12 protein-coding genes and 4 tRNA genes are annotated in these 12,479 nt (G+C 50.7%); 6 read left to right on the top strand and 10 right to left on the bottom strand.

Annotated elements, in window-relative coordinates; translation table 11 throughout:
• Nucleotides 1–158 precede the first annotated feature (158 nt).
• Complete coding sequence (locus EYB30_RS06195) at nt 159–1,343, top strand: FAD-dependent oxidoreductase (RefSeq protein WP_166838037.1); 1,185 nt, start codon at nt 159–161, stop codon at nt 1,341–1,343.
• Between the two features lie 203 nt (nt 1,344–1,546).
• On the opposite strand, the gene EYB30_RS06190 is transcribed toward EYB30_RS06195, so the two are convergent.
• From EYB30_RS06190 to lolB, 10 genes are all read right to left on the bottom strand, one after another.
• Nucleotides 1,547–1,621 (bottom strand) — tRNA-Gln (locus tag EYB30_RS06190).
• Nucleotides 1,622–1,671: 50 nt separating this feature from the next.
• Nucleotides 1,672–1,746, bottom strand: a tRNA-Gln gene (locus tag EYB30_RS06185).
• Between the two features lie 30 nt (nt 1,747–1,776).
• Nucleotides 1,777–1,861 (bottom strand) — tRNA-Leu (locus EYB30_RS06180).
• 20 nt (nt 1,862–1,881) lie between these two features.
• A tRNA-Met gene (locus EYB30_RS06175) sits at nt 1,882–1,958 on the bottom strand.
• A 185-nt stretch (nt 1,959–2,143) separates the two neighbouring features.
• On the bottom strand, nt 2,144–3,235 hold the full coding sequence (gene ychF, locus EYB30_RS06170) for a redox-regulated ATPase YchF (protein WP_166838036.1): 1,092 nt from the start codon (nt 3,233–3,235) through the stop codon (nt 2,144–2,146).
• 42 nt (nt 3,236–3,277) lie between these two features.
• The gene (gene pth / locus EYB30_RS06165; RefSeq protein ID WP_166838035.1) at nt 3,278–3,880 is read right to left on the bottom strand and encodes an aminoacyl-tRNA hydrolase; all 603 of its coding nucleotides are present in this window, start codon (nt 3,878–3,880) and stop codon (nt 3,278–3,280) included.
• Nucleotides 3,880–4,485 (bottom strand): 50S ribosomal protein L25/general stress protein Ctc, encoded by a 606-nt coding sequence (locus tag EYB30_RS06160; RefSeq protein WP_166838034.1) that lies wholly within the window; start codon nt 4,483–4,485, stop codon nt 3,880–3,882. The genes pth and EYB30_RS06160 overlap by 1 nt, the downstream gene beginning before the upstream one ends.
• A 167-nt stretch (nt 4,486–4,652) precedes the next feature.
• Nucleotides 4,653–5,588: a ribose-phosphate pyrophosphokinase gene (locus EYB30_RS06155; RefSeq protein ID WP_241697978.1), complete on the bottom strand. Its 936-nt coding sequence runs from the start codon at nt 5,586–5,588 to the stop codon at nt 4,653–4,655.
• Nucleotides 5,589–5,666: 78 nt separating this feature from the next.
• Nucleotides 5,667–6,512, bottom strand: a complete 846-nt coding sequence (ispE, locus tag EYB30_RS06150; RefSeq protein WP_166838032.1) for a 4-(cytidine 5'-diphospho)-2-C-methyl-D-erythritol kinase — start codon at nt 6,510–6,512, stop codon at nt 5,667–5,669.
• Nucleotides 6,509–7,132, bottom strand: a complete 624-nt coding sequence (gene lolB / locus EYB30_RS06145) for a lipoprotein insertase outer membrane protein LolB (protein ID WP_241697977.1) — start codon at nt 7,130–7,132, stop codon at nt 6,509–6,511. Before lolB ends, ispE begins: the two co-directional genes overlap by 4 nt.
• Nucleotides 7,133–7,206: 74 nt before the next feature.
• On the opposite strand from lolB, the gene hemA reads away from it, so the two are divergent.
• The 5 genes from hemA (at nt 7,207) to EYB30_RS06120 (ending at nt 12,469) form a co-directional block, all read left to right on the top strand.
• Nucleotides 7,207–8,454 carry a glutamyl-tRNA reductase gene (gene hemA / locus EYB30_RS06140; RefSeq protein ID WP_174978730.1) on the top strand — a complete coding sequence of 416 codons (1,248 nt, stop codon included), beginning with the start codon at nt 7,207–7,209 and terminating at the stop codon, nt 8,452–8,454.
• Between the two features lie 18 nt (nt 8,455–8,472).
• A complete protein-coding gene (gene prfA, locus EYB30_RS06135) occupies nt 8,473–9,564 on the top strand; it encodes a peptide chain release factor 1 (protein WP_166838030.1) in 1,092 nt (363 codons plus the stop codon).
• Nucleotides 9,565–10,395, top strand: coding sequence for a peptide chain release factor N(5)-glutamine methyltransferase (gene prmC, locus EYB30_RS06130; protein ID WP_166838029.1), 831 nt, complete (start codon nt 9,565–9,567; stop codon nt 10,393–10,395).
• An 88-nt stretch (nt 10,396–10,483) separates the two neighbouring features.
• Nucleotides 10,484–12,043, top strand: coding sequence for a response regulator (locus EYB30_RS06125; RefSeq protein WP_166838028.1), 1,560 nt, complete (start codon nt 10,484–10,486; stop codon nt 12,041–12,043).
• A gap of 48 nt (nt 12,044–12,091) precedes the next feature.
• Nucleotides 12,092–12,469 (top strand): SirB2 family protein, encoded by a 378-nt coding sequence (locus EYB30_RS06120; RefSeq protein WP_166838027.1) that lies wholly within the window; start codon nt 12,092–12,094, stop codon nt 12,467–12,469.
• Nucleotides 12,470–12,479 lie beyond the last annotated feature (10 nt).

The raw sequence follows: 12,479 nt of genomic DNA, 5'->3' as shown, positions 1-12,479 counted from the left end.
CCTTGTTAGGTCTCAATTTAATCATGTGACCCAGTAAGACAGGGGAAAGCCGGTTTTACTTTCACCACAGCGGCAAAATAGTAGCGGCAAGACAAGGTTTTTCGCTTTTTAACCGGCGTGTCGTACAATGCATTTAACAGTGAATAAGACAAAGCGTTATGAGCAGCAACACTTCAATCAAACAGTTTGATATCAGTATTGTCGGTGGCGGTATGGTCGGCGCGGCTATTGCGTTGGCATTAAGCCAGGTCGGCCTGCAGGTAGCGTTAATTGAAAAACAAGCGCCACCAGAATTTACGCCAGAAAGTGCGCCCGATCTTCGTGTCTCGTCCATTAACCTGGCCAGCGAGGCCTGGTTAACCCAGTTAGGCACCTGGCAAGTCCTTGCGCAAATGCGGCTTTGCCCTTACCAACGCTTACAGGCGTTTGAGCAGCCACACAGTATCGTTACGTTTAATGCAGCTGATATCAAGCGCAGCCATCTGGGCCATATTGTCGAGAACAACGTGCTGCAGCTGGCGCTATGGCAGCAATTTGGCGCTAATCTGACGCTGTTTTGCCCGTCATCCGTTACTGCGCTTGAGCAAAGTGCTGATAGCACTGTAGTCACGTTGGATACTGGTGAGCAGCTTAGCAGTAAGCTGGTCGTGGCCGCTGATGGTGGCAACTCGCAACTGCGGCAGTTAGCCGGTATTGGCACTAATGGCTGGCAGTACCAGCAGGCCTGCCTGGTGGCGTTGGTGAATACGCCTTACCCGCAGCAGGATGTGACCTGGCAGCAGTTTACACCAAGCGGCCCTAAGGCGTTTTTGCCGCTGTGCGGCGAGCAAGGTTCAGTGGTGTGGTACGAAGAGGCCACTAAAGTAAAACAGCTGGCGGCGCTTAGTCCGGCACAACTAACTCAGCAACTGATTAACGCTTTCCCGGTGCAAATCGGCGAGGTGGAGGTGGTCGCCAGTAGCTGGTTTCCATTGGCGCGGATGGATGCCAACCGTTACTACGCTGGCCGGGTGGTATTAGCAGGCGATGCCGCCCATACGATAAATCCGTTAGCCGGGCAGGGCGTTAACCTGGGCTTTGCTGATGCGAAATTGCTGACAGAGCTGATTATTGATGCCTGGCGGCACAATGGCGATATAGGCAGTGAAAAACTGTTGCAACGCTATCAGCGCAAGCGTAAGCCGGCTAATTTGCTGATGATGAGCGCGATGGATGGTTTTTATCAGGTGTTTGGTAATGATATTGCGCCACTTCGCACTGTGCGTCAGTTGGCACTGAACGTTGCTGCCCGAAGCATGCTGCTTAAAACGCTGGTAGCGCGTTATGCGGTGGGTTCCGAATAAACAGGGATTCTCTTAGCTCAGCAATACGGTTGCAACGCCTACAGTGCTCGCCATAGCAACTCGTCCTTATGCCTACGGCAGGACTCAGACACTCTATGGCTGTGCGCTGCAGGGTTCCAACCTCTTAGCTTGGCAGGTTAGAACTCTTTTGGCGCAGCCGCAGAAAAGCAAAAACCCAGCCTAAGCTGGGTTTTACTGTTTAATGGCAGGGGCGGCTGGATTCGAACCAACGCATGGCGGGATCAAAACCCGCTGCCTTACCGCTTGGCTACGCCCCTGCAAAACGGGCGTGTCATGTCGTTTTCAAAACCACACAACCTATAATTAATGGCAGGGGCGGCTGGATTCGAACCAACGCATGGCGGGATCAAAACCCGCTGCCTTACCGCTTGGCTACGCCCCTGCAAAAACTTGTGTGCATCCACTTTAAAAGTGGTGCGGAGAGAGAGACTCGAACTCTCACACCTTGCGGCGCTGGAACCTAAATCCAGTGCGTCTACCAATTCCGCCATCCCCGCATGCACAGGTAAAGTTAAAGTGGTGGCTACAGCGGGAATCGAACCTGCGACCCCAGCATTATGAGTGCTGTGCTCTAACCAGCTGAGCTATGTAGCCACGCTAACTTGACCTAAGCAAGTGGCGCGTATTATCCAGAACTGCCCCTATAGCGTCAACCGTTTTTTTGCGTTTAAAAATCAATGTTGGTTTGTTTGCTGATTAAATATGCAAAACGCTGGTTTCACAAGCAATAAAAAAGCCGTTGTCGGTAAACAACGGCTTTATTTCGCTAAAATTGGATGTTAGACGTTAAAGCGGAAATGCATCACATCGCCATCTTTTACGATGTAGTCTTTGCCTTCTAAACGCCATTTGCCGGCTTCTTTGGCACCGGCTTCACCGTTGTACTGCACAAAGTCATCATAGCCAACCACTTCAGCGCGGATAAAGCCTTTTTCAAAGTCGGTGTGAATAACACCGGCCGCCTGTGGCGCAGTGGCACCAATAGCGACAGTCCAAGCGCGTACTTCTTTTACGCCGGCAGTAAAATAGGTGTGCAGGTTCAGCAGTGAATAACCACCGCGGATCACCCGGTTTAAGCCCGGCTCTTCTAAACCCATATCCGCCATAAACTCGGCTTTCTCATCATCGTCCAGCTCAGCAATTTCTGATTCAATCGCTGCGCATACCGGCACCACTATGGCCCCTTCTTTGTCAGCAATCGCCTGCACGATATCTAAATAAGGATTATTTTCAAAGCCGTCTTCGGTCACGTTGGCAATATACATTGTTGGCTTGATGGTTAAGAAGTTCATGTAAGCAATTAAGGCTTTCTCTTCTTTATCCAGTTCCAGCTGACGCAGGGTTAAGCCTTGCTCTAAGTGGGCTTTTACTTTTTCCAGCACCGCTATTTCGGCTTTGGCGTCTTTATCACCGCCCTTGGCTTTTTTGCTGACGCGTAAAATAGCGCGTTCGGCGCTGTCCATGTCAGACAAGACAAGCTCCATATTGATGGTGTCTATATCATCAGCCGGGTCGATTTTACCGGCGACGTGAATGATGTTTTCATCGTCAAAGCAGCGCACTACGTGGCCGATAGCATCGGTTTCGCGGATATTAGCCAAAAATTTATTGCCCAGGCCTTCGCCCTTTGAGGCGCCTTTAACCAGACCGGCAATATCAACGAATTCCATGGTGGTGGGCAGTACGCGCTGCGGCTTAACAATAGCCGCCAGTTTGTCTAAGCGCAGATCCGGCACCGGTACGACGCCGGTATTAGGCTCAATGGTACAGAACGGAAAGTTGGCCGCTTCAATGCCTGCTTTGGTTAACGCATTAAACAGGGTGGATTTGCCTACGTTTGGTAAGCCAACGATGCCACATTTGAAACCCATAATTAGTATCCTTTACGTGCTGTAAAAAGTTGTACCGGCTTGTCAGCTGGCTTTAAAACTGTGCAGACGGCTTTGTGCTTTTACCAGGCCATCACGGGCCAGGATGTCAAAGCAGCGCGTTGCTTCATCAATACTTTGTTCTATCAGGTGTTGTTCACTGGCTGGCGCTTTGCCCAGCACATAACCGGTTACCTGATCTTTATGGCCGGGATGGCCAATGCCAAGGCGTAGGCGATAAAAGTTCTGGTTATTACCCAGACGGGAGATAATATCGCGCAGGCCGTTATGGCCAGCATGGCCGCCGCCAAGCTTAAATTTGGCCACACCGGGTTCCAGCGCCATTTCATCATGCGCCACCAAAATTTGCTCGGGGGCCAGCTTGTAAAACTGTGCCATTGCCAGCACGGCTTTACCGCTTAAATTCATGTAAGTAGAGGGGATAAGTAATTTGAATTCTTGGCCGGCACAGATAAATTTGCCGGTATGACCGAAAAATTTCGGTTCATTTTTCAAGCTGGCATTAAAGGCGTGAGCCAGCTGCTTAACAAACCAGACGCCGGCATTATGCCGGGTCTGGCTGTATTCCGGGCCTGGGTTACCCAGGCCCACAATCAACTGAATGGCTGATTGAGTAGTGTCAGACATTACTCAGCGGCAGTTTCTTCAGCGTCAGCTGCTTTACCAGCTGGTTTGTTCACAGAAACAACAGCTAAGTCCTGACCTTTCGCTAACTGCACGAAAGTAACGCCTTTAGGGGCTTTGATGTCAGATAAGTGCAGGTGAGCACCCACTTCAACGTCGCTCATGTCAACTTCGATAAACTCTGGTAAGTCTTTTGGCAGACAAGAGATTTCGATTTCGTTTGCTGCGTGTACTACTACACCACCTTTTTTCACTGCAGCTTCTTCGTTTACGAAGTGTACAGGAACAACAGTAGTCAGTTCGTGGCCAGCTTCAACGCGTTGGAAGTCAACGTGCATGATTTTTGGCTTGAACGGGTGACGCTGCATCGCTTTAACAATGGCTTTAACGTCTTCTTTGCCCACTTTGATGGTCAGAATGTGCGAGTAAAACGCTTCAAAGCTCTGAGCTTTTAACAGCTTAGAGTGCTCTAACGTGATAGCAACCGGTGCTTTGCTACCACCGTAAATGATAGCTGGTACTTTGTCTTCGTGACGCAGGCGGCGGCTCGCACCTTTCCCCGCATCAGTACGGACTTCTGCATTTAATGTAAAAATGGCATCAGACATGATGTACTCCAAAAATTAAGGTTTCCCAAGACTCGCGACCAGTCTCAGGCTGGATGCCCCGTTTCAGGGGCGCGACATATTACCACCAGCCTTTGTAAGCTGCAAACATTAAGCTTTTAGAAATGAAAAAAGGCGCCATCAGGCGCCTTTTCAACAACAGCTGTCGCTTAGTCAAACATTGACGAGATAGACTCTTCGTTGCTGATGCGGCGAATACACTCGGCCAGCATTTCGCTTAAGGTTAACTGCCGCACTTTGCTTACCGCTTTCATTTCAGCAGTAAGCGGTATGGTGTCGGTAACAATCAGCTCATCAATCACCGAGTTGGCGATATTTTGTGGTGCGCTACCCGAAAATACCGGGTGTGTGGCGTAAGCAAATACCCGCTTGGCGCCTTGCTCTTTTAACGCTTCGGCCGCTTTGCACAGGGTGCCGCCGGTGTCGATCATGTCGTCGACGATAATACAATCGCGATCTTTTACATCACCGATAATGTGCATTACCTGTGACACGTTGGCTTTCGGCCGGCGTTTGTCGATAATGGCCAGGTCGGCATCGTTTAGCAGCTTGGCAATAGCGCGGGCGCGTACTACACCACCGATATCAGGTGATACCACTACCGGTGATTGCAAATCTTTTTTGCGCATGTCTTCGAGCAGCACCGGGCTGGCAAAGACGTTATCTACCGGCACATCGAAGAAGCCCTGAATTTGCTCGGCGTGCAAGTCTACCGTTAATACCCGGTCTACCCCGACGCTGGATAAAAAGTCGGCAACGACTTTGGCGGTAATAGGCACCCGGGCAGAACGTACGCGACGGTCCTGACGGGCATAACCGAAGTACGGCATTACTGCAGTAATACGGCCGGCTGAGGCGCGACGCAGCGCGTCTACCATTACAATCAGTTCCATCAGGTTATCATTGGTTGGTGCGCAGGTAGACTGAATAATAAACACATCAGAACCACGCACGTTCTCATTGATTTGAACGCTGACTTCGCCATCACTGAAACGGCCGACTTCGGCATCTCCAAGTTTGATGTACAGGCGGCTGGCGATTTTACTTGCGAGTTCTGGTATGGCGTTACCAGCGAAAACCTTCATGTCAGGCACGGTAGGATCCTCAGGGCAGTGGTGAGTCCGGTTTATCAATATGCAGCGGTAACACACCGCTGCCGTTACTTATTCGGTATCTGCCAACGCAGCCCATACAGGCGACTGGTTGACCCCTCTGGCAATAAAACCCTGGCAGTTAGCCGGTAATTGCATAAGGGCATGCTGAGCACTGGTCTGGTCCGGGAATGCGGCGAACACACTGGCGCCAGTACCCGTCATTTGACACGGCGCGTATTCTACCAACCACTGTAAGGTTATTGCAACATTCGGGTAGAGCCGCTCGACCAGCGGTTGGCAGTCATTGTGCCAATCGGCGGTGAGTACCTCTTTGTATGGTATCGGCGCGGAATTGCGAATTAAATCAGGATGCTGAAACACTTCCGCAGTGCTGACATGGCAGTTTGGTGTTACCACTAAGTACAGTTTTTCGTCCAATTTGACCGGTTGCAATTTTTCACCGATACCTTCGGCAAAGGCGGTAAAACCGCGGACAAACAAGGGGACATCGGCACCCAGCTGCAAGCCCAGTTTGGCTAGCGTGTCGATGGATAAATTAAGCTGCCACAGCTTATTTAATCCCAGTAAGGTGGTAGCTGCATCAGAAGAGCCGCCGCCTAAACCACCGCCCATTGGCAGGCGCTTATCGAGATAAATATCACAACCTAAGCGACAGTCGCTGTATTGCTGTAACAGACGGGCCGCCCGTAGCACCAGATTTTGCTCTGTTATCAGCTGTGGATCATTGCAATCGAGCCTGATATCGCTGTCAGCTCGCAGCTGAAAAGTAAGCTCATCACCTACATCCAGCAATTGAAACAACGTTTGCAGGTTATGGTAGCCATCAGCGCGGCGGCTGGTAATATGCAAGAATAAATTCAGTTTCGCCACGGCGGGCAGGGTCAGAGGCTTCATTGCCAGCTCCGGATCACTATTTTAATCTGGGTATCACTGCTTTTTAGCGTTACACGCTTTGGCAATGACAAGGCATCAGGAAAAAAGCTTTGGTATTCTAACTGCCAGCTAATGCCGGTGCTATCGGTTAGGGTAAATGCCGTCACCCGGTCAAATTCATCGCGGCGGATATTACGGCCTTTACTACCGGGTAAACCGCGCAGATACAGCGGCATGTCCTGCAGTGGCATCGACCAGCCAGATAACTGCAACAGTAAGGTGCTGGTATCAACGGCTCGGTAAGTCTCACCTTTAATGGTAATGGCGCTGCCATCTGCACTGTCGGTTAATTCAAACAGACTAATGCCAAGAAAATTACTTAAACGGGCGCTGTAATGCGCCGCATCCTGTTGTTGCCAGCGTAAATTACCACTGATCGACTCGTCAGGGGTTTTAATACCGACACTGGCCTGCAGTGCAAACTGCTGCATTAACAGAAGTTGTTGTTCACGTTGGCTATGGTTTAGCGGCGTCTGGGCAGGCTCGGGGCGCTGCATCAGGCTACAACCGCTTAATACCGCTATGATAAGGCTGGTCACCAGGGGGCGGAAAAAGGCATACACCACACTAAAGTCCTTCACTGAGCTTTCTTAGCTTTTATTAAGTTGGGGCTTTTTGTACAATTCGCCCCCTGACAACTCTGATGATACAGGTGATGGCCATTTTTGCACTCGGCATTAATCATAAAACGGCACCGGTGGCCCTGCGTGAACAAGTTGCTTTCGCGCCTGAGCAGTTGCCTGAAGCCTTGCGCGAGCTGACCACACAAACCAGTATTTCAGATGCGGTGATTTTATCTACCTGTAACCGCACTGAATTGTATTTTAACGGCAGTACCAGCCAAGCGGAACAGGTAATTAGCTGGCTGGCGCAATTTCATGCGTTAAATGCCGCCGAACTGCAACCGCATTTGTATTTGCACCAGGACAATGCTGCCGCTGAGCACCTGATGCAGGTGGCCGCTGGTTTGGATTCATTAGTGCTGGGCGAGCCACAAATTTTGGGGCAGGTAAAGCAGGCGTATAACCAGGCACGCAATGCCGGTACAGTAAACCCGCAGTTTGAGCGCTTGTTTCAAAAAACCTTTGCTGTGGCCAAGCAAGTACGCACAGAAACCGACATTGGTGCTAATGCGGTGTCGGTCGCTTTTGCTGCTGTCAGCCTGGCCAGACAAATATTTGGCAACCTGGCGAAGGTGCGGGTGCTGTTGATAGGTGCCGGCGAAACCATCGAGCTGGTGGCTAAGCATATACAGGAACAAGGCGCCGCGCAGTTAACGGTGGCTAACCGTACTTATGAGCGTGCTGTGCAGCTGGCCGGTCAGTTTTCGGCGTCGGCGATTACCTTATCGCAGGTGCCGCAGCAGTTGGTTGATGCTGACATAGTGATAAGCTCCACCGCCAGTACTTTACCTATTGTCGGCAAAGGCATGGTTGAGCAAGCCCTGAAGCTGAGAAAGCATAAGCCCATGTTTCTGGTAGATTTAGCGGTACCACGTGATATCGAGCAGCAAGTGGCCGAACTGGAAGATGCCTATTTATATACCGTCGATGATTTGCAGTCGATAGTGGCGCAAAATCTTAGCAGCCGCCAACAAGCTGCCGAACAGGCAAAGCAAATGATCAGTGTTGGCGCGGCAGAGTTTTCCCAGTGGCTGACGTTACAGGGCAGCGTAGACTGGGTGCGCGATTATCGCCAGCGCTGTGAACTTATCCGCACCGAATTACTGGCAAAAGCGGTTAATCAGCTGGCGGCGGGACAGGATGCGGAAAAAGTGCTGGCAGAATTCTCAACGAAACTGAGTAACCGGCTGATGCACAGCCCAACCAAGGCCATTCGTCAGTTAGTGCAGGACGAACAACTGAATAAACAAAATATGATCAACACCTTGTTAGATCTGTAATCAGGCATATAAAACACCATGAAAGAATCGGTATACCGTAAGCTGGAGGGCCTCGCTGAGCGCTACGAAGAAGTGCAGGCGCTGTTAAGCGATGCCTCCGTGATAAGCGATCAAACTAAATTTCGCGAACTGTCAAAAGAGTACAGCCAACTGGAAGATATCAGCAAAGCCTTTGCCGATTACCAGCAGGCGCAGCAGGATTTAGCCTCGGCTGAAGAGATGCAAAAAGACAGCGATCCTGAGATGCGCGAAATGGCGCAGGAAGAGTATAAAACGGCCAAAGAACGCATCGAGCAACTGGACAAAGAACTGCAGATCTTATTGCTGCCCAAAGATCCGAATGACAATAACAGCTGCTTTATTGAAATTCGAGCCGGCGCCGGTGGTGATGAAGCGGCTATTTTTGCCGGTGACGTCTTTCGTATGTACAGCCGCTTTGCCGAAAAACGCCGCTGGAAGCTGGAAGTGATCAGCGCCAGCGATGGCGAGCATGGTGGTTATAAAGAAATTATTGCCAGTGTGCAGGGCGAAGGCGCTTACGGTACGCTGAAGTTTGAATCCGGTGGCCACCGCGTGCAGCGGGTGCCGGCGACCGAATCGCAGGGCCGGGTGCATACTTCCGCCTGTACGGTGGCGATAATGCCGGAAATTCCGGAAAGCGAAGCAATAGAAATTAACCCGGCTGATTTAAAAGTAGACACCTACCGCGCCTCGGGCGCAGGTGGTCAGCACGTTAACCGTACAGATTCGGCGATTCGTATTACTCACTTACCTACGGGTATTGTCGTCGAATGTCAGGACGAACGCTCACAACATAAAAACCGCGCCCGTGCCATGAGTGTGCTGCAATCGCGCATTCAGGCGGCCGAAGATGAGAAACGCCGCTTAGCGGAAGAGTCAACCCGCCGCTCACTGGTGGGCAGTGGCGATCGCTCAGAGCGCATTCGTACTTATAACTTCCCGCAGGGCCGTCTAACCGACCACCGGATAAACCTGACTATTTACCGCTTGAATGAGGTGATGGAAGGCGATCTGGATCAGGTGCTTGAACCCCTTAAACATGAGCATCAGGCCGATTTGTTAGCCGCACTGGCCGACGAGAACCGCTAAGTGCAGCTGGCGCAGTGGCAAAAGCGGGCACAGTTGCAGCTGATGGCGGTCAGCCAAACCGCCGATATTGAAGCCCGCCTGTGCCTGTGCCATGTGCTAAAGGCCAGCAATAGTTATTTATACAGTTACCCTGAGCGCGAGCTCAGCGCGGCTGAACTTGATGCGCTCGGCGACTTGCTTGAGAAGCGTTTACAGGGCCAGCCACTGGCCTATCTGTTTGGTTATTGGCACTTCTTTGATTTACAGCTTAACGTGGCCCCCAGCACACTGATCCCCAGACCAGATACCGAGCTGCTGGTAGAGCAGGCGCTTAGCCTGCGTTTACCGGCACAGGCCAAAGTACTGGATTTAGGCACCGGCACCGGCGCCATTGCGTTGGCGTTGGCACACAATAAACCGCAGTGGCAATTAACAGCGGTGGATTATATTGCTGATGCGGTGCAGCTGGCCGAGCACAACCGGGAGCAGCTTAATATCAGTAATTGCCGCGTGCTGCACAGTAACTGGTTCAGTGCCCTGGCCGGCCAGCGTTTTGATCTTATTGTCTCCAACCCGCCTTATATCGACCCGGATGACAGCCATCTTAGCGCGCTGCGTTATGAACCCATCAGCGCGCTGACGGCAGCGCAACACGGCCTGGCCGATATCCGCCATATCGTGCAACAAGCCACACAGCACCTGAACCCCAATGGTTGGCTATACCTGGAACATGGCTATGATCAGGCGGATGCGGTGTGCCGGTTATTGCAAGATGCTGGTTTTACTGAAGTTAGTTCAAAACGTGATTATGGCAACAACTGGCGTATCAGCGGTGGGTGTTTATCAGCGTAATTATGGCTTTTTCTTTGACCGCGTTATCGATCCGGCATATAACTAATTCAGCGTTTGCAATTTGCTATGACAGCCAAGGAAGAAGTGAATGACTGATGATTTTTTATTTGCTGAAGAGCCGGAACAGGTTGAGCAAACACTGCATGGCAGCTGGAAGATTCTGATTGTTGATGATGAACCGGAAGTCCATGCCGTTACCAAGCTGGCACTGAGCGATTTTACCTTTCAGGGCAAAAACCTGAGTTTTTTTAGTGCCTATTCCGGTGCTGAAGCGAAACAGCTTATCGAGCAACATCCTGACGCCGCCATTATGCTGCTGGACGTGGTAATGGAAACCGACGATGCCGGTTTATTGGTGGCCCGTTATATCCGTGAGCAGTTGCACAATGACCACGTGCGTATTATTTTGCGCACCGGCCAGCCGGGGCAAGCGCCGGAGCGGCAGGTCATTATTAATTACGATATTAATGACTACAAATCTAAAACCGAACTTACCGCGCAAAAGTTATTTACCGTGATTATGTCCAGTCTGCGTTCATACCGCGATATTTTGTCCCTGGAGCAAAGTCGGCAGGGCTTAGAGAAAATTATTAATGCCTCGGCCGATTTGTTTTCATCGCACTCGATGGAGCAGTTTATTGATGGCGTGTTGCAGCAACTGACGTCAATTTTGGGCTGTGATGAAAATGCGTTGCTGGTCAGCTCGTCGATGGTCGCGGGTAATATCAGCGGCGAGGTGTCTGATCCGCATAAGCTGGTGGTATTTGCCGGCCAGGGCGAGTTTGAACGCCAGGAAGGTAAACCGGTGCAGGAAGTACTGGCGCCAGAGTTACTTGAAGCCTTTGAGGTTGCACTAAAATCACGCGGTATAGTGTACCGGGATAATTATTTGGTGGCGTATTGCACCAGTAAATTTACCCATGGCTCCTTGCTGTATATTTCTGGCTTACCAGGCGTTATGACTGACAGCCAGAAAAAACTGATTGAGCTGTTCTCGCAAAATGTACAGATTGCCTACGAAAACGTGCAATTGCAGCATGAAATTGAAGACACCCAGCGTGAAATTGTTTACCGCTTAAGTGAAGCCGTCGAGCATCGCTCTATCGAAACCGGTAACCATGTAAAGCGTGTGGCTTTTATTTGTTATGAGCTGGCCAAAGCCTATGGCCTGGAAGAAGAAGAAGCTGAACGGCTGATGTTTGCTGCGCCTTTGCACGATGTTGGCAAGGTCGGCATACCTGATGGTATTTTAAATAAGCCTGCCAAGTTACAGGGCCAGGAGTGGGAAGTGATGAAAACCCACGCCAGTATCGGCTATGAAATTTTAAAAAACTCCAAACGCAGTATTATTCAGGCCGGTGCCGTTATTGCACAGGACCACCATGAAAAATGGGATGGCACGGGCTACCCTGCCGGTAAAAAAGGCGAAGACATTCATATTTATGGTCGTATTGCTGCACTGGCGGATGTTTATGACGCCTTACGCCACCGGCGCTGTTATAAATCAGCCTGGAGTTTAGAACAGGTTATGGCCCATATCGACAATGAGTCTGGCAAGCAGTTTGACCCTAAGCTGGTAGAAATATTTAAGCAGCGGGTCGACAAACTGGAGGCAATACTGCAAAAATACCCGGACAGCGAAGACTAACCGCAGCCAGCTTACGCTGGCTGTTTTATTACGAAAAAGGATAAATTTATGTATATGGCCTATAAGCATATTCACCTGTTGATGGTGGTGCTCAGTGTCAGTTTTCTGTTAATTCGTTTTGCGATGAGTTTAAAGCCTGCTGCTTTGCTGCAGCATAAGTTCTTTAAAATTGCGCCGCATGTTATTGATACCTTGCTGCTGCTCAGCGCCCTGATGCTGATGCTCACCTTACAGCAATATCCGTTTGTAAATGCCTGGCTTACCGAGAAGTTTCTCGCTGTGCTGGCTTATATCGCCCTGGCGGTGATGGCATTTCGTGGCCGCACGGCTATGATCCGCTGGTTGTGTTTTCTTGGCGCCTTGGGTTGGCTGGGGCTGGCACTGCGGGTTGCGATGACCAAACAGCCGGTATTTTTACCGGTTTAATATTAACTGC

The sequence above is a fragment of the Rheinheimera pleomorphica genome, from assembly GCF_011634895.1.
Lineage (GTDB): Bacteria > Pseudomonadota > Gammaproteobacteria > Enterobacterales > Alteromonadaceae > Alishewanella > Alishewanella pleomorphica.
Note: the sequence above shows the minus strand (reverse complement) of the source record. Positions and strands in the feature narration are given on the sequence as shown.